The sequence below is a fragment of the Micromonospora sp. NPDC049204 genome (assembly GCF_040647935.1).
Classification (GTDB): Bacteria; Actinomycetota; Actinomycetes; order Mycobacteriales; family Micromonosporaceae; genus Micromonospora.
Genome location: NZ_JBEZDC010000023.1, coordinates 1 through 18,430, shown reverse-complemented (window position 1 = coordinate 18,430; position 18,430 = coordinate 1). Strand labels below are relative to the sequence as shown.

Below are 18,430 nucleotides of genomic sequence, written 5' to 3'. Positions count from 1 at the left end.
CGGCATAGCGGCGAGCTCATTGCCGCTGGTCGCGCGTTACAGGCCGTGGCCGATCAGTCATTTGTTTGAGCTTGCGGTACTGCGGTTCAGTAATCAGCGTGCTGCCGAGGCGGTCGAGGTACGGGGCCGACGTCGCATGGCCGCGACCGAATATCCAATCGCGGCGATGTCCTTGTGCAGCCTGGCAACGGTCATCTCTGGGTTCAAAGCCTGCACAACGACGTCAGTGAGCGGGTGGTGCGCGACAACGTGCTCGACCACCGCCGCGTCCACCTCGGTCTCGTAGTAGTCCTCGACGTACCGGTCGACGATGTCGTCGAGCAGGATCTCGAACAGCCCAGAGTCGTCCGGGGCGTTGTCGTCGTACGGCCCGCGGAGCGGGGGGTAATGGGGGAACGTGATGCCTTCGCCGGCGTGCCAGCGGTCGTCACCGGAGAGCCGCCACAGGACAGCGGTGGCGAGGAACTGTCCCTCCTCGTCGCCGAACGCTGGTTCCTCGATCTGCGGGCGGAACACCGCCGGGATGCCGTCGAGCAGTCCGGGCCACAGCTCGCGGTCCGGATGGCGGTAGGGCGTCATCGGCGACTCGTGGTCGAACGCGCGGATGAACGCGCCCTCGGCGGTGAACACGACCGCCCACTCGTCGCCACTGCCGTTGTTCATCAACGCCGCCTCGTCGTCGCCCCAGGTACGGGTCTAGCCGTCGTAGGGCTCACCGCCGTCGAGGACGCACAACAGCCGTCAAGGCACGCCTCATCTCCCGCTCCGGCAGGATCAGCAGGCCTTCGCGGGAGGGGCGCTTCTCCGGTTCCCCCCAGCCTAGGAGTTGTAGCGCGGCGGTGAACTCCTCGAAGGCAAGCAGCCGCTGCACACGACGCTCCTGGGACAGGGTCTTCTTCGCATCGTCGACGGACGCCGCGAGCATGATGAAGCGAATGTCCCGAACCGCCCACAGGGCGAGAACAAGTTGCAGCGATTCCAGGTCTGTCGCGTAATCCTCGCCGGACACAAGATCAACGACGCCGTCGCCCGTCCAGAGCCGATGCCTGAACGTGAGGTAATCGATCAACAGATTCGTGTCCCAGGCGACATGCAGGGGACCTCGCCCTCGTCGTCCCGCAAAGAGCCGCACATTTTCCTCGTACACGAAGTGCGGGCCTTCAGGAGGAGCAGACAGCGCGGCTCGCTCCAGCATCCGCGTCACCTCGTCGGGGCCGAAGGAGGCCCGGAGCCGTCGGGCCATCTCGTTAGCCAGGTGGAAGCCCCACCTTTCGTCGTCGCGGTACGCGGCGGTGGCATCGACGTAGCGCAACACCAACTCATCGTCTCAGGCGCCCATCGCCGATCCAAGCCACTAACGTGCGGGCCGTAGGTGTGTCGGCAGTCGCGACGTTGTGTCGTCATGACACGACCTACCCGAGTCCTTGAGCAACTCGTTCGTCCGCTCATCCCTGCTACCTCGCCCGCGCGGCCGAGCCCAGGCTCGATGCCGATGCCAGCGCTACCCGCCCGCGTTTACCCGCCGGCAATCACCGACGCCTCGGGGCTGCTGCTGTGGATGGCTCTCCCCGCTCGCTGCGGCCGGGTGAGCGCCCAGCACCTCCTGCACGCGATCGGCTGGGCACCGGGACATCGCCTCGACATCCAACTGTGCCACGACATGCTCGTCATCACCTCCGCGCGGGACGACCGGTACCAGGTGGGCAGCCGAGGTGAACTGCCCCTGCCGGCGAGCGCCCGGCAGATGTGCCGGATCGAGCCCGGCCAGCCTGTCCTCCTGGCAGCCTTCATCACGTATGACCTGCTCGTCGTGCATCCCGTCGGCACCGTCGCCCGCCTCCTCACCGACCTGCACCACCAGCTGGCAGGAGGCGACAGTGACCGCTGACCCGTCTGCTGTCGCCGCCGCACACCAGGTCCTGACCCACCTGGGCGTCACCGTGGCCGACCTCCAAGCCCACCCCAGCGCCCAGGCCGCCCTACCCACGGTCGCGGAGTACCTACCGCGCGTTCTCGCCGCAGCCGGGCCTGGAGCACGCCGCACGTATGGCACCTACTGGGAACGAATGGCCGCTACCTGGCCCGACCGACCGTTGGACGGCGTCGCCGCCAGCGACATCGAGGCATTGAAACAACTGATGATGGCCAGCGCGGTGTCGCGGCGCAACAGCCGCAACGGCCGGCACGCCGGCGAGCACGTCGTCGCCGCCGCCCGCGCCTTCTACACCCGGGCGATCGCCGATGGCCTGATCGACGCCTCCGCCAGCCCCGCCCACCGGGTCGCGAAACCCCGCCGCCTGCCCAGCACCCGCCGCGCCCTCACCACACACGAGCTGGAAGAAATCAATATCGAGGCTCGTACCAGCGGCAAAGACGTCATCCTCGACGCACTGGTCCTGCGCCTGCACACCGAAACCGCCTGCCGCCGCGGCGGCGCACTGGCCCTGCGCCTGGTCGACCTGGACACCATCAACGGACTCGTCCGCCTGACCGAGAAGGGCGCCACCATCCGGTGGCAACCGATCACCCTCGACCTCGCCGAACACCTGTACGAACACGCCCGCGCCCGCGGCGCGGTCCTGCTCACCGACGCGCTCCTGCGCAACCGTGCCGGCCAACCGATCACGAGCCGCCGCTACGACCACCTGTGGAAACGCCTCGGCGAGCGCCTGCCGTGGGTCGCCGTGCACGGCGTATCCACACACTGGCTACGCCACACCACGCTCACCTGGGTGGAACGGCACTTCGGCTACGGCATCGCCCGCGCCTACGCCGGTCACACCGACAGCCCCGGATCCTCCACCACCACCTACATCAAGGCTGATCTGCACGACGTGGCCAACGCACTGTCGGCCATGACCGGCCAACCCCATCCGCTGGCCCGTCTGATAGATCGCGCCGACCGGTGTTCGCAGGCGAGCGGCGCCGTCTCACCCACGACCAAGTAAGGGATGGGGGCCGCGTGCGGCGCTCCGGGCCAGACGGCTCCGGGGTCACCGCACGCGGCGAGGCCCCGCAAGGCACGCTCAACTGAACACAGCGTCGAATCCCGCGGCTCCCCGCAGCGACGACGCACTTGGCCGCCGGCTGCTGTAGAAGCCATGGCGCGCAGTAGGAGTTTCCGTAACCCGTTTCGGTCTTGCACCTGCACAGGTGCCTGCCGCAGCCCGCGACGTCGCTCGCCGTCAGGACCCCTGTGCCGATGGCACGGCTCGTCAAGGACCATGACGAAGGCGTGGGGACCTACTGGATGGTTCCCTGTTGCGAGATCATCCTTGCCGGCTAGGTCGGCAAGTGCGAGGGTCATAGGTGGGCTTCCCGGCGTCTACTACGCGCAAGGTGTAGCCCTGCAGGTGCAGGTTAGGTGACCGTCCTCAAAGGTTCAGAACGGGCGAGAGGGCTGCGGACGATGCATGTTGCGAGTCCTTATTCGACCGGCGGCGGGGGTGTGACATTCGAACATGATTACGGCGGCAGGCTGCTCGCGGATCTTCTCCTGGGTCGTCCTACTGCCGGGCTCGGTGACGGTTTTGTCGTCCAAGAGGTTTGGTTCCAGCAGGCAGCGACGAGTCCAGTCGATGACATCGTGGTTGTTGGTGCCTCATCAGCGGGACAGCGCATTCTGTCAATCGGAGTGCGCAGAAACCCGGTTTTCAAGCAGAGCGACCCGAAGCTGCTCCGGCTTGTTTCGCAGTACCTGCGAATGGTCGCAGAGTTCCGCCAGGAACTGGACAGCGGCGAACGCCGTCTAGGGCTCGCCGTCTCGGCGACGCAAAGTCATGTCGCCGATTTAGTCGACCTCGTAGGGGTGGCAAGAAGCCAGAATAGCCCTGCCCGTTTCCAAGAAGCGGTTTTGGCGCGCAGCAGGACGATGCGCGCTGAATTGCAAAGAGTTACGCACGTTGTCAACGCAGCAAGGCGACTCGATGCCGAGTCGGCCAAAATCTCTTCTGACGAACTTTCCTGGAGATTCCTTGCAGCGCTGCACGTTATTCGCGTCGATTTGGATGGTGAGGATTCAGGCGGTAAGGCGGATCTTGTGACTAGCCTTACCCAGCTGACCAACGACGCTGTTGTCGCTGACCATTTACGGCTGCATCTTAGTCGACTGGCTGCGACATTTGCGCAACGTGCCGGACGTGTCGACACTGCAGTTCTGAGCCGTGAACTCTACGGCCGGTTCGATCTAGGTCTACCGGTTTCCAGACGACGGCCGACGCCATACCGTGCGCTCTTCGAAGACTACGCAGCCCGCTGCCCCGAGCTGAAGGAGCGCGATAGTGAGTTCGCGCAGTTGGGAGAATTTGCCAACGAGAGCCGGGGATACCTCCATCTTCGAGCGGGTGCATGGGCAGGCAAGACGGCCTTGGTCAGCCATCTCGCCGTTGACCCGCCGCCGCTGGTAGACATTGTCGGATTCTTTATTTCACGTCGTGGTGGAACCGTAAGAGCAGGTCAATTCCTCCACGCCACCTGCTTGCAATTAGCAGCGCTGGTAGACGAGATTGCACCGGCGGAACCGAGTCGCGCCGATTTCCTCGACTTGTGGGCCCGTGCGGCGGCGGCAGCGCGGCGTCAGCAGCGGTCAGTACTGCTCATTGTCGATGGGCTAGACGAAGATGATGCACGTCAGCTGAACGAGCCGAGTATCGCCTCGCAGCTGCCGCATCGCATCGAGATGGGCGCGAGCGTCTTGGTTACCAGCCGCAGCAACACCGACCTTCCCTCGGATGTTGATGCTCATCATCCGCTCCGTACCTGCGAAGTCTGGAACCTCTATCCATCACCCGCCGCTGCGGCGATTCAAATCCAAGCTCAACACGAGCTCGATCACATCCTTGACGAAGATGAGTTGCGCAAGATCACAGCGGTCATCGCGGTCGCCCGCGGTGGACTGACGATCCGTGACCTGGGTGAAATCCTAGGGACGAGTACCGGCCGAGTGCGAGGTTTGGCCAAGGGCCGCCTCGCTCGCGTCCTCGATCGACGAGAAGATCGGCCGCGCTCAACGACGCACTACACTATCGCCCACGACACACTTGTCGAACTGCTACGCAACGAACTGACCAGTAACGAACTCGCGTCGGCTCGATCAATGATCGACCGATGGGCGCAGGGCTGGCAAGAAGACGGCTGGCCTGCGAATACCCCGGAATATCTTGTTGAGTCTTATCCGTCGATGCTCGCCGCCGAACGAGACGGCCGCACCCTGGCCTTGCTCGCGTCCGAGAGCAGACAAACACTACTGAGCTGGCGGACCGGTGGCGAGACGGCCGCTCTCGCCGAGTTCGCGGATGCCGCCGCGCTGCTTGCTCAGGATTGCAATTCCGACTTGCAGCTTCTGGCACGAGTCTCAGTTCTGCGTCACAACATTCATGATCGAGCCGACGCGGTACCGTCGGAATACGTTTTGGCCCTCGCCCGGATCGGGCGGCTCAACCACGCCGTGCAGCTCGCCCGCACCATCCCGTATCCAAATCTCCGATCGCACGCACTCCTGCAGATCGCGCGGCACCTACTGCCCGACGCGCCAGGTCAAGCTGCCGCCGTAGCCGCGGAAGCCGAACACGTCCCGGGCCGCCTTGACTTCGATGACCTCGTAGAACGAGTGGGCGCAGCCGTCCTACAGGCGCTTGCCGGGGACGACGCGGCAGCGGCCCGTGCACAGGCGGCGGCGGAGGCGCTGCTCGCCGAAGCCGAGGAGGGCGACGAATGGCGGCTCTCCGCGCTTAGCGCGAGCTTCGCCCGACTCGACCACGACATGGCACGACGACTGCTCGCCAAAGCGCTGGAGGTCACCGACGAACCTGACCACCTGCTCGCGTCGAGCGCAGACGTCCTGGTCCGCCTCGACGAACTCTATCGATTAATCGAAAATCTGGAAGGCGCCGATCCAGCCACTCGCCTCGGCGCCGGACTCAACGCCTGCAGCGTTCTCTTGGAGGATGGCGAACGCTGCTTACCCGAGGACCTCACGTCAGCGCTCGGTCAAGCGGCAGCGACCATGGCCGCACAGCTTGCACGCTCCTCAATAGAGGACGTCGACAGCGAGGACTTGCAGCTCCTCGCCAAGTCGGCCCGCTACATAGATGCTCATACCGCCCAAGTCATCATCGATCTCGTAGCGCTGCGCCCCCAGGCGGACCGTGATGTGGTCGTCGCGCTCGCCGGTGCTTACGCCGCACATGGCGTGGACCCGCGTCAAGTCCCTGACCTGGCCCTCGACGATGACATGCTCGCCGAATCGGTCGAGATCGCCTGTCAGGTCGGCGTGCTCCGCCATGCCCCTGGTATGGCCTCAGAAATCAGCGATCCGCAGCTGCGTGTAGATGCCTTCGCGCAGTGCGCGCTCGCCATGCTTGACCGGGACGACGCGGATGGCGCCCGTCACATGCTCGATAGCCTGGCAGCCGCCCTTGCTGAGGTCCGAAGTAAAGCGCAACCTGTCCTCGTCGCTGCGCTATCTGCCGCCGCCCACGAGTGTGGGCAGGGACAAGTGTCGGAAGACCTTCACCTCCAGACCTCCTATCTCCTCCACTTCAGACGGTTTGATTGGGACTTGGCCTGGGGCACGCGATTTCTTGCGTCCTGCGCCTTGCGTCATCCGGCGGGCAAGTGGTTCGACTTCTTCGATGGGGTATCACCGCATGCGCGGTTCGAATCGATTCTGGCGGCAGCCCGACTACCAGCACCGCCATCCACACCGGCTCGTCTTCTTGATCATCTCGGTAGCTTGGTAGAACAGACGGAGAGCCCGCTTCACGCGGCGGAGTTTGCTGAGTTCGCTATCGAGGTCGGAGAGCCAGCGCGCGCGCTGGCAATTCTTGCTCACAACGCTGAGGAACCAGGTTCCCTAGCCGAGCGTGTAACCGTCGCCAAGTTCAAGGCGCTACTGGCACTGGGCATGAGCAGAAGCGACGCACTCAGTTTTTATGCCGACGCGGCTGGCCGAGAGGCTGATCTAGGCCCCATCCTCGCCGTCGCGATGGCCGATGCGGGCCTCGTTGCCGAGGCCGGGACTTGTGTCCGGCTGCTTTTGCAGACCGCTGACCCCGATGCCACGCGATCCGACGGCAGATGGCCGAACGCATGGCTAACGCTCGCCTGCCGGCAGGCGGGGCTCCGAAAAGAGGCAGAACTTCTCGGCGGAGGACTTACTGGAAAGCATCTTGTCATTGTTGACCGTGATTCTTGCGGCATGGAAGATTTACCGGCCATAGTCCGGCTAGGGCTTTGGGACACATTCGCGCGCGACCTGTTGGACGCGAACGCTGCCTTCGCCATGATACTGATGGAAGATCTGGTCGACGAGATGCTCAAGCAGGGTTTCGTAGACCAGGCGGTCGGGCTGCTGGAGCACCTGCATCACGGCGAGGGCAAAGCCGTGATGCTGGCTAAGTGCGCCGCCAGAGGCGTCGAACTAGTAAGGACACGTCAACTGGTGCGGCAGTCGATGAGCCTGGAGCTTGTGCCGGAAGTGATACTCCCCGCTATCCAGCTATGCCCAGATATTCTTTACGAGATGGCATCGCTACTGCTGGGGCGGCCGATACCGAAACCACGACTCGTACCGTCCGGAATCGATAGTACCTAAGCTGTTGCCGGTAAGCCGATCCACGCCTTGGGGAGGCGGGCCGGCAGCAGTGGTCGGGTGGAGGTCGTGCACGTCGAGCCAGTTGAGCAGGCCGAACAGGGCGACCAAGCGGGCTGCTCCGTCGGTCAGCACGGCGACTCGTCGGACGCTGCCGAGTGGAACCTCTCCGGTCACCGCATGTCGAGCGGCGAACGGGCGCGGCTGACCGCCCGTGCGCGGTCTGGCGCCGCTGGCCTGACAGGGGCGCGACGCAAGGAGGCCGGGTTGCCATTGTAGGTGGGTGGTGAGATGCGGTCAGGTCAGGCTGTTGAGGAGTTGGCCAGCCACGGCGTTGCCTCGACCGTGGAGGCGGGCGAGGACTTGCCGTCCGTTGTCTGCGGTAGGGCCGGAGCCGCGCAGCGGGTTCGGGGTGCGAGTGGAGATGGTAACCAGGAACTCGATGACCGCGGTGTCCAACCGCTCGCTGGTGGGGTGAGAGGAACGTTCGCGATCGGCGAGCCAGCCGACGGCGTCGTGGACGAACCCTGCCGCGGCCGGCTCCCGGAAGAAGCGAACGGCCGCGTAGGCGAAGTCGTCGTGGCCCATGTGCTCGCCGAACCACGTCGACCACGCTGGCACGGCTGTGCGGAGGGCGGCTGTCTGCTGCTCGCTGACCGGCGAGTGCCCCCACTCGCTGAGGCCGGCGACGGCGAGCGCCAGGACGCCGGTGCCGGAGTAGCCCTGCCAGGTGTTGGCGGTGGTGGCGAATCCCAGCATGTTTGCAACCAGGGCGGGGAACGCTGCTGGACACGGGTCCTTCGTGCAGGCGGTTTTCCAGACCTGGCTGAGGTAGTTGCCCACCCAGGAGGAGGCGGTGGTCCCGAGGGCGAGGATCGGCTCCCAGACCGTACGGGCCTCTGCGGCGTCGGCGCTGATCGTGACGTCGGCGAGAAGCCCACTAGCGCGACGTTCCTCGTCGTAGGGGTAGTGGGAGGAACGAGTGGCGGCCTCTGTAGAGGTCAATCCCGAGGCGAGGAACGTCGCGAGGTCGGCGGCGAACTCAACCGCCCGGGCTCGCGTGCGCGTATCCGCCGCAGCAGTAAGGGCTGTGAAGTGCGGGCGGGAGGCGACGAGGTAGCCGAGGTCGAGGGTGCGCAGTATGCGGGAGCGGGCGTCGCGGCCGTCGGGGAAGCTGGTCGCGGCGGTGGCGGTGATCCACTCCGCCAACCGGGGCACCTCGGCGGGCAGGCTGCCGTCGGCGAAGGCGTCGAATGCGGCCTCGGCGGCAGCCTCCAGCTCCGGGAGGCCGTCGATCGGGCCGTGGCCGGGCTCATCGTCCTCTTGGCCCACGTCGAGTCCAGCGGCTTCCTCCGGGTCGGTGTCGAAGTCGAAGTCGAGGTCGGCTTCCTGAAAGTATGGGTCGATGTCGTAGTGCGACATCGACAGCCGCGCGCAGTGCAGCGTCAGGTGCTCAAGCCGGCGCAGGTCGTCGGCGAGGTGGGGGTGTGCGGCGGCGAGGCGCATCACGGTGGTGACGGTGAGGCGGCGGGCACCGAGCAGCAGCCGCGCGATGGCCGCGCGAACAGTGACGTCGTCGGGGGTCTCGGCCCACAGGGCGGTGAGCGCTTCGGCGCAGAAGACGTCCCATTCATCGTCGGAAGGGCTATCGGGGTATGCGTGGGACCACGTGGCGGCCGAGTCGGTGAGGGGACGCATGAGCACGGCCAGGCACCACTCATCGCGGTCGGGGTGGTTCCGCAGCCAGTCGCGGGCGCACAGCACCAGCCACGCCGCGTACCCGCACCGCAGGTCCTCCACACCGCTGATGGAGCTCGGCGACTCAGCGTCCGGGACGAGAGCGTCGAGTTGGGGCTGGACGGTGGCCCACTGCTCCTCGAGCTCCGTGTCGCTGGGGCGGACATGGTCGGTGATGTTGCGGCGCATGGTGTAGGCGAACGTTAACCAGCCGCGATCGCGGTCGAGGTGGTCCCGCATCTCGCGGGCTTCTTCCTCAAGGGCCGCTGGCGGGTTGTACACGAGGTAGGTCCTTCCGTCCGTGGCGCGGACGGCGTGGTAGTTCGCAATGTCGGTCGCAGCGAGCATCACCCGCCACCGGTGTGCGTCTGTCGTGGCCCAGTGCTCTCGGGCGGTAGTGAGCTGCTCGGTGAGCCGGCCGGTGACGAATGCGCCCAGGTGCACCAGGTCCAGGAGCGGGATCTTGCGGTGGTCCATCGTGTGCCACGTGCGGGCTCGCTCAGCTCGGGTGGGTTCCATGACGAGCGGGAGCACGCTGAAGGAGCGCATGTGCACGCTCATCCGGTCGTCGTCGAGTAGGTCGGCGCTGGTGACCAGGGGAGCAAGCGGGCCTTCCAGCAGTGCAGGAGTGTGGCGGGCGATGTCGGCGAGCAGTCCCCACGTCGCGACCGATCGGCTGCCGGTGAGCTGGACGAGGAGCGCGGTGATGTCGCGGCCGTCGTCGAGGGCCTTGTAAAGGTGGGCCTCCAGGGCCATCATCGCCGCCGCCAAGATGTCCGGAACCCGGTGGCCACCGTGGCTCCAGGCCAGGACGGTGGCGTCACCGACCAGCGCGACAGGCGCGCCGTCGACGAGCAGCTCGAACGCCGGCCGCTCCTGCGTGGGTCCCTGGCCGCCTGACACCGGGGCGCTGCGGGTGCGTCTCCAATGGGCGGTCGCGTGCTCGACGAGGGCGAGCACCACGTCGACGCCCTGCGGTTCGGCGTTGACGAGCATCGCCCGGAACGGCCCGCACTCGGGGATCGGATCGAAGGAGCGCGGGGCGCTGAAGATGCCGAGGCCATCACGCAGCCGGTCATGGACGTAACGGCGGTGATGGCGGTCGGAGTCGACGGCAGCCCGCAGCACCAGGTCCCGGGCCATCTGCGCGGACGCCGGCAGCAACGGCATCACGGTGTCGACGTCCAGCAAGGCTGCACGGAGTCTCGTCTGGCCGCGACGCTGGCGGCCAATGACCCGGCCGCTGTGCTCAAGCCGGCTATCAACAGGGGGCAGCAGCATGTCGAGGAAGGTGGCGACGGCGTCGGGTTCGACCGCGCCGGCGGCGATGACGCACCGCCACAGCACCGGCTCGACCGTGCCGTCGAAAAAGCCTCCACCGTCGATGTGCGTGACGATGTGCCGTCCGACCGCCAGGCCGATCACGGCAGCCTGATCGCGGGCCGGCCACGTGTCGGGGGCGTGCCGCAGCCACAGGTCGGCGATCGCGGCGACCTCCGGGGCGGCCGAGGCGACTGCGGTCTCATGCTCCGCCGCCAGGACGCGTAGGACCGGCAGCCACAGCGGCCATACCGGCAGCCGCGACTGGGCGGCGGCGTACACCGCTAGGTCTGGCTCGTCGGCGAGCACAGTGATCCAACCGGAGTCCGGCACGGTCGCGGAGAACCTGAACCTGCGCAGTAGCCGTGCCAGCAGAGCGCTGTCGGCGGCGAGGCGCGACCACAGCTCGCCCAGAAGCCGGTCGGCGTCGTGGGCGTAGAACACCGCGTCGAGGTACAAGTCCGCCACGAGCGGCTGGTCGGCGGCGTCCAGAGCAGACCGGTCGGCCTCCCACCTTTCGACGCCCTGCTCGCGGAGCACGCCGGCGGCGTACAGGCGAATCGCTCGGTGCCACGACGGCAGCGCCGCCTTCTCCGCGATCACGCCGATGACGTCGTCACGGGAGCGCAGGTAATGCAACAGCGTCCAGTCGTCGAACAGATCGTGGGCGAAGGAAACCCGGCCGTCGACCTCGGCGAGGATCCCGTCGACGCGCAGCTGGTCGACCAGCCCAACGGCGTCGACCGGGAGGTCGTCCAGGGGAGTCTGGGCCCGCAGACGGTCGGCCTGCTCGACGGCGATCCGCCGCAGCAACGTCTGACGGGCGGCGCCGTTCGGGCCCGCTCCGGCCAACCGCTGCCACCACAAACCAGCGATCGACGGCTCGTCACGGATAGCGGCAACCGTAGCCCCGGGCACCCGCAGCACCAGGTCGAGGACCTTCGGGCGCCGGACGACACCACCGAGCCCACCAGCGACGATCACCGCGGCCAGGTCCGGGTGCCCGCGCAACACCAGATTGACGTCTGCGTCAGACAGGTCCCCCATCACGAGCGGGACGGCCTGCGGGCCGTTGGCCTGCACCAAGCGCTCCGACACTCGAGGGAACTCCGACTGCTGCGAGGTGATCAACAACCGGATCCGACCGCCGATGTCGGCCGAGAGGCGTGCCAGGGCGGCCGTCGCGGCGAACGGCTCGTCGGTGTAGACCCGGTCGAGGCCGTCAACGACGACGCGGACCTCCCCGGGGGCAAGCGTCAGGACTTCCTCCAGGCCCCGGGTCAGCCCGAGTCGCGCGCCGACGCCGGCCTCGAGGTCCGCGGCCGACAGCCAAACCGTCCGGTGCATGCCCGGAGCAGCCAGCCACCTCTTGGCCGCCACGGTCTTACCGCAGCCCGACGGCCCCGACAGCACGTTAACCGCCCCGGCCTTGGCGAGCACGGCGGTCACGTCCTCACGGACCAGGACCACGTCGTCGCCGAGCCGGTCCCGGACCCGGGCCATCATGCTGGTGGTGTGCGCGGTGAGAAGGCCCCAGTCCGGGGCTACATCCGGGCGCAGCTGGAACGCAAACTGCCCGCCCAGCCGGTCAGCCAAAAGCTGCCACGTGACTGCCCCGCCTTTGGGCCGCAGGTCAGCGACCACCTCGAGCAGCGCCGTCCACAGATCCACAGCCCTCCCGGCCTGCTGCGGGACGAGCGCGGCGCGGCACCAACGGATCGCGTCCGCGATCGCCTGGGAGGTAGGAGTGAGGAAATCTAGACGCAGAGGCAGAAGCAAGGCCAGCAGCCGGGCGGGAGAGGAGTCGACGTCGATCCCGTGCTGCTCGGCAAGCTCCGTCGGACACTTCGCCGACTCCCACAGCGAGCGCTTCGCCACGTTGAACGCGCCAGGCACGCCGATCCGCGAGGCGATGCCAGCCTGGTCGGTCGCGGCCTCCCCGATCAGCTCCGCGAGCTCGACCCAGGTGCCCTGCGCCGCCGACCCTGACACCAGACCGACCCGGTCTGCAGCGCGCCGGAACCTGTCGGCAAGGATGTCGCGCCAGGCGGCCTCCACGAACTCCGTGTGCAGCCTGGCGCCGGTCAACATGTCGAACGACTTCACCGACGCCGACCACCGCGGCCCACCGGCCGCGTCACCGGTGACGACCATGTCGTCGAGGAAAAACCCCGACGCACTGCCCTGGAACCGCACCTCCACCGGGACCGCGACCCCGACGCCCAGCGGCATCTCGCCAGCGGCCATCCCAGCGGCGAACCACCCACCAACACGGTCTTCGAAATTGAAGCCGCCACCGCCAGTGATGAACGCCGTCGCCACCAAGCGCCCGTCCGACGCCTCTCTGCTCGACATCGCCTGAGGCTACCGGCCCGCACCCCACCCGGCCGCTCCACTGCCCGAGACGAGCCAGGCCACTTCGGACCGACGTGGTGTTGGGGCATTAGCGGGCGTTGCGGCGGCACCAGCCTCATTGCGATGCACCTGGTAGCGGACCAGGCCGACGTCTCTTCACGCTGCCTGGATGCCCAGAGCGGCGGCGAGGTGCACCAGGGATGAGGTCGGCCGTGTCGGCGGCCCGCAGTCGCCAGCGAGCACCGTTGGCCGCCCCGGCCGCAAAGTCGGCTGTCGGATATGCCCATTCCTGCGGATGGCACAATTGGCACAGCTTTCCTGGATGGCACTGTGCCATCTGTGCCATCGTCAGTTCATGACTCCGATCCCGCTGTCCCAATGGGCCGACCAGAACGGCGTGCCGCGCCGTACCGCCTACAACTGGGCCAAGAACGGCAAGCTCAACGTGCCGATCCATCGCACCCTCACCGGCCGCCTGGTCGTGCTCGACGACGACGAGACACCCGGTGATGCCCATCCGTTCGTGGCCGCCTACGCCGAGGCGCTGAGCCTGCCCGTCGGCGTGCACTCCGGCGACCTGCACCACTCGCCGGTCCTCGAGGCTTGGGGTGTGGACCTGTACGACACGGTCGCCGACGACTTGCGTCCCGTGGTGCTGCAGCTGGCCCTCGCGGCGGCGTGCGCCCGCCCGAAGCGGGACGCGTGGTGGCGACTGACTGACTGGCTCGGGCGCGTCGAGCTGGCCGACTGGTACACCTCGACCGGCTTCCCTGAAGTAGCTGCGCTCATCAGTGGGCGGCAGCCGATCACCGACCAGGACAGTTACCTCGACTGGTGGCCGTGTGGCGTCGGCTCGCACGAGTTCTGGCAGGACTTCGACGCCGCCGCGGCGCAGGCCGTCGCCGGCGCCGGGCTCGGCCCGTCCGAGCACAATGACGCGGTCTCGTGGCTCACCGAGTCGGCCCTGACGGACAACATCGCGATCGCCGGGCGCCGTGAGAGCCTGCGCAACCGGCTCGACAAGCTGGCCGGTAGCACCACCGACCACGAGCAGATTCCCACCATCCCTGACCGCAGCGACCTGTGGAGCCTGCGCGGTATGTATCCCGAGCCGGCCTGGGCCATCGCCCGTCCCCACGCCCGGCGCACCGCGCAGAGCATCTGCGCCATCGTTGGCTGGGATCCCGAGAGCCCGGCACCGCCCGACGGACACCCGCTGCGCGAGATCGGCTACCGGGCCTGCCTGCACGCCAGCGAGGCCGCTCTCGTCCCTTACGTGCACGACGCCCACCTGCGCGAGATCGACGCCTTCCGTCGCGTCGCCTTCGGCAAGCCATGGCACCTCATCACGACATGAGGAGGCTGCGACGGTGGGTGTCTCGGTCAGCCACAGGGAGAGCAGCACGCCGCAGTGCAATCCATCGGTTTCGCGGTGCCGCTGATCGAGATCCGGGCTTAGCCACGTCAGGGGGTGTGAGTCCAGTCCCGTCCATGGTTGGTGTCTCTGTCGGCTATCCGCCACGCGCTGGCGAGCAGTGCCTTCTCGTAGTGCGATGACCATGTGGGGCGGGCACTAAGGGAGTACCGTCGCGAGTCCGGTGCCCTGCTGGGCACGATCGCCGTCGGCCTGGCTATCAACGTCGTGACGGCGCGCACGGACAGCTGGCGTGGGCCGTGGCGGTTTGTCCTTGACTACGCCTACCTCTGGCTCCCACTCTGCGTCGTCCTGTGGCTCAGCTGGCGCTTCTTCGTCCATCGCCGCACAGCGGTCACGTGGCGCGGCACGGAAAGCCCATACCCCGGCCTCGCCCCGTTCACGGCGGAGCGCGCGGGCGTCTTCTTTGGGCGCGACCGCGAGGCAAGGGACGTACTGAACCGACTGGAGCGCTCGGGGCCGGCGCCGGCGACCCGGATAGTTACGGTCGTCGGCCCGTCGGGAGTGGGTAAATCCTCGCTGATCCGCGCGGGTGTCCTCGCTCGACTACCACGGCGTTGGACCGTAGTGGGTCCGCTACGTCCGGCCACCGACCCGTTCATGAGCCTCGCCGCGGCTCTAGAGGATGGCCCAAAGGCTGTACTGGAGACGGCGCGACTGCTGCGGGAAGAAGCAGCCTCTCCGGAAGCCCCACTCGGGGTTGTGCCAAGCTTCCTCGCCGCCGCCCGCGGCCCTGTACTGCTCGTTGTCGACCAGGCCGAAGACCTGTACACGATGACCGGCGAGCATGACCGGGCCCAGTGGTGGAGCCTGCTGACCCGAACGCTGACGGTGCTGCCGGAACTGCGCCTGCTGGTGGCGATCCGGCCCGAGTTCCGCCGCCGGCTCACCGATCAGCAGGCTGGCTTCATCACCCGACCGGTGGCCATCGGTCTGCTGGATCCGGCCCGCATCCGACAGGCCATCGCGGGGCCTGCCCGGGCTGCCGGACTCACGTTCGAGGACGACCTCATCGACCGCATGACCGCCGATGCCACGGTCGGTGACGCGCTTCCCCTGCTCAGCCACCTGCTGCAACGTCTGCACCTACAGTCCGACCGCCAACACATCACGGTGGCCCAATACGAACAGGCGGGGGAGGTGGGTGGTGCCATCGCAGCTCACGCCGAGCAGATCTACGAATCCCTCACCGAGCGGTACCCCCAGCGCGCCGTCGACTCTGCTCTGCTGCGCGGCATCGCTGTGGAAGGTAAGGAAACCGTACGAAAGACGATCGAACGATCTGACCTCGATACCACCGCAGCGAGCATCCTTGAGGAGTTCAGGGCAGCCCGTCTGATCATCGACGTCGAGGACGGCACCTGCCTCGAATTGACCCACGACGCCCTGTTCCGCCAGTGGCGACGACTCGCCTCTCTGATCAGCGCCAACGAGGAGCGACTGCACCGCATCACCAGGCTTGAGCACCGCGCGGCAGCATGGCAAGCGGACCCACACACAGACGACCTCTTGCGCGGCCGAACGCTCGCCGATGCCCTCGCGCTCGCAGCCGAGGCACCCCTCTCCAGCGCAGCCCGACGCCTGCTCGACGCCTCCCAAGAGTTCGATCACCAGGACCGTGTCCGACAGTCCGAGCGGATTGCCGAGTTGGCACAACAGGTGCGCAGGCAGGACCCCGAACTGGCCGTGGCACTGGCCCACACCGCGCTACACGAGTTACCACCCACCCCGGCAGCGACGACGACGCGCTGGGCCCTAACCGCCACGTCACGAACACGGCACCTCACCATCGGGCACACCACCGGCATCACCTCCGCAGTCTGGCTGCCCGACAGGGAGGCCCTGCGCACCGCCGACAAGACGGGGCGCGTCTGCACCTGGGACGACGCCGGTCGCCTTGCCGAGGTCACCTTTGCCGCTGACGGGGATGGGTACGGGCACACACTGCTGAGTGCCAGCGGCACCCTCGCCCTCACCCAGCACGATCGAGGTGCCACGCTCTGGCGCGTCGCGGATGGCTACACCCTGGGCAGCCGAAGGGGGAGTTTTGCAGCATCGCTCGACTCATTCTCGTGGCGCGACGATGTCTGTTTCGCGGGCCAGTTCGACTACCGGACCGTTGACGTCTGCCGTTTGGACGACGACGTCCCACAGTTGGTCACCAGCATCCCGGCCGCACACGTTCGCGCCACAGCATGGTCCCCGCAGGGTGACCGGCTGGCCATCGCCTCAGACGACCTGCTGCTCGTGGTCAGCATCGGCGAGCAGGCGTCGGAAGTCCTGCGACAGCAGGTAGCGTGGTCAGACCCGGTTTTGTGCTGGGCACCCGACGGAATCCGACTCGCCGTCTCAGCCGCTCCGGCATTCACAATGCGCCGCACTGAGATCGTCGCATCGACGCGCCGCACGCTGTGGATTTACAACACCGACACGGGCCAGGCCGCCGAAAGCGCACCGCCGGGCATGACCGAAACCATGGCATGGTCACCTGTCGAGGATGTCATCGCCTACGCCTTGCGTCGAACGCGAGACCATGATCGTGTGGCTCTGTTCGACGTCGGAAGCGGCAGGACCGTTGAGCGGCGGGCGCGCCCTCACCAGATCAGCACGATTGCCTGGTCCTCCGATGGTAAACGAATCGGCTTGGGAACCTCATTTCACAATGTCGAGATGTGGGACGTCATCGGCCGAAGCTTCCGCCGCCTGCCCACCGGAAGCCTACGAGAGATTTCTTGGTCGCCGGACCTCAGGCGCGTCACTGTAAAGCGGCTCGGAACGACGCCAGAGATCATCGAAGTGGACGAGGTGACGCCGCCGCTGCGGCTCGGGGACGACGATTGCCTGTCGATCGCGCTTTCACCACTAGGTGACCTGGTTGCCACCGCGATGCAAGAGCAGGTCACCGTGTGGGACGCGCGGTCCGGTGTCTCGCGGATGCAGTGGGGCGCGCAACCGCGACAAACTCCGAGACACGTAGCGACATCGACGCCACTTCCATGGGTTTATGGACTCGCCTGGTCCGGCGACGGCTCACGGCTGGCTGTCCATACTCATTGCTTCTTCGGCAGAACACCACCCGCTCTCTCGGTCTGGGACGTGGCGAAAGCGCAGCGCCTAGCAGTTCTCGACGGAGGCGAAGACAGCACAGGAACGATTGCCTGGTCCCCGGATTCAAGCCTCATAGCTGCAGTCGCCGGCAAGCACAACGTGAGCTTGTGGCGAGGAGACGACTACACCCTCGTCCACCAATGGCGAACCGAAGGGCCCGACGAGGTAGCAGCCCTGGCCTGGTCGGATGACTCCACCAGACTCGCCGCCGCCGTCGGCAACCACGTCGAAATCTGGAACGTAGCGCAGAAGCAAGTCGGCTCACGCTGTCTCGGCCATACGGGCAACGTCGAAACCCTTACCTGGGCAACCGACGGGCACCGTCTCGCGACCATCAGCGATGACTACATGCTCTACATCTGGCGCGCTCAAGAGGGACGGCCTCTCGGCGTACTTGACATACCTCGTGGGGTAGTGCGAAGCCTGTCGTGGCAAGACGCCCTCATCATCGCCTACGACGACGGCACGATCATGAGCTGGGACGTATGCAATAACCCTGCGCAGGTTCCGGCTGAAGGCAGTGACCCCCGTGCGCTTAACAGTGAAGAACGCGAACGATATGGCTTGCCACGGAAGCCAGTCGACTGAGAGTTCACCAGCGTGCAAAACGGCTCTCGTGGTGGCCCGCCGATCTCAGACACAGAGGCCGTGGCGGACTGAGTCCAACTCGTCGGCTGTACACTTACACATGGTTATGGCGCCCAGTATTGAGCTAGTCCTGGCCGTACCGTAACCTATGAGCATGTGCACCCCAGAATGGTGCACATATGATGCGTACAAGAGTTCGAATCCCCCCTCGGACACCAGAGTTCATGGATATCCACGCGAGATCAACTTCCTCTCGCGTGGGGGCGCGAGCCGCGACGAATCATATGTGCGCACCG

General features: G+C 66.7%; 8 protein-coding genes. 5 read left to right on the top strand and 3 right to left on the bottom strand.

From position 1 onward, the window contains the following. Positions 1-93: 93 nt before the first annotated feature. Positions 94-663: a hypothetical protein gene (locus tag AB0A90_RS31525; RefSeq protein WP_357254963.1), complete on the bottom strand. Its 570-nt coding sequence runs from the start codon at positions 661-663 to the stop codon at positions 94-96. Between the two features lie 49 nt (positions 664-712). After that, positions 713-1,315 carry a hypothetical protein gene (locus AB0A90_RS31520; protein WP_357254961.1) on the bottom strand — a complete coding sequence of 201 codons (603 nt, stop codon included), beginning with the start codon at positions 1,313-1,315 and terminating at the stop codon, positions 713-715. A 177-nt stretch (positions 1,316-1,492) separates the two neighbouring features. Here AB0A90_RS31520 and AB0A90_RS31515 point away from each other — a divergent pair, with 177 nt between their 5' ends. The 3 genes from AB0A90_RS31515 (at position 1,493) to AB0A90_RS31505 (ending at position 7,594) form a co-directional block, all read left to right on the top strand. Beyond that, positions 1,493-1,888 (top strand): hypothetical protein, encoded by a 396-nt coding sequence (locus AB0A90_RS31515; RefSeq protein WP_357254959.1) that lies wholly within the window; start codon positions 1,493-1,495, stop codon positions 1,886-1,888. Beyond that, complete coding sequence (locus AB0A90_RS31510; RefSeq protein ID WP_357254957.1) at positions 1,878-2,948, top strand: site-specific integrase; 1,071 nt, start codon at positions 1,878-1,880, stop codon at positions 2,946-2,948. Before AB0A90_RS31515 ends, AB0A90_RS31510 begins: the two co-directional genes overlap by 11 nt. A 416-nt stretch (positions 2,949-3,364) precedes the next feature. After that, positions 3,365-7,594: a hypothetical protein gene (locus AB0A90_RS31505; protein WP_357254955.1), complete on the top strand. Its 4,230-nt coding sequence runs from the start codon at positions 3,365-3,367 to the stop codon at positions 7,592-7,594. A gap of 294 nt (positions 7,595-7,888) precedes the next feature. Here the strand turns inward: AB0A90_RS31505 and AB0A90_RS31500 are convergent, their stop codons facing one another. Beyond that, on the bottom strand, positions 7,889-13,003 hold the full coding sequence (locus tag AB0A90_RS31500) for a hypothetical protein (RefSeq protein WP_357254953.1): 5,115 nt from the start codon (positions 13,001-13,003) through the stop codon (positions 7,889-7,891). A 355-nt stretch (positions 13,004-13,358) separates the two neighbouring features. Between AB0A90_RS31500 and AB0A90_RS31495 the strand changes: the two genes are divergently transcribed. Beyond that, positions 13,359-14,360, top strand: coding sequence for a hypothetical protein (locus AB0A90_RS31495; RefSeq protein WP_355030186.1), 1,002 nt, complete (start codon positions 13,359-13,361; stop codon positions 14,358-14,360). A gap of 204 nt (positions 14,361-14,564) precedes the next feature. Then, the gene (locus AB0A90_RS31490) at positions 14,565-18,134 is read left to right on the top strand and encodes an NACHT and WD repeat domain-containing protein (RefSeq protein ID WP_357254951.1); all 3,570 of its coding nucleotides are present in this window, start codon (positions 14,565-14,567) and stop codon (positions 18,132-18,134) included. The last annotated feature ends 296 nt before the right edge of the window (positions 18,135-18,430 follow it).

Bases quoted from the DNA above. Each gene is read 5' to 3' on its own strand.
- AB0A90_RS31525 (WP_357254963.1), bottom strand. From the start codon at position 663: ATGAACAACGGCAGTGGCGACGAGTGGGCGGTCGTGTTCACCGCCGAG.
- AB0A90_RS31515 (WP_357254959.1), top strand. From the start codon at position 1,493: ATGCCAGCGCTACCCGCCCGCGTTTACCCGCCGGCAATCACCGACGCC.
- AB0A90_RS31500 (WP_357254953.1), bottom strand. From the start codon at position 13,003: ATGTCGAGCAGAGAGGCGTCGGACGGGCGCTTGGTGGCGACGGCGTTC.
- AB0A90_RS31495 (WP_355030186.1), top strand. From the start codon at position 13,359: ATGACTCCGATCCCGCTGTCCCAATGGGCCGACCAGAACGGCGTGCCG.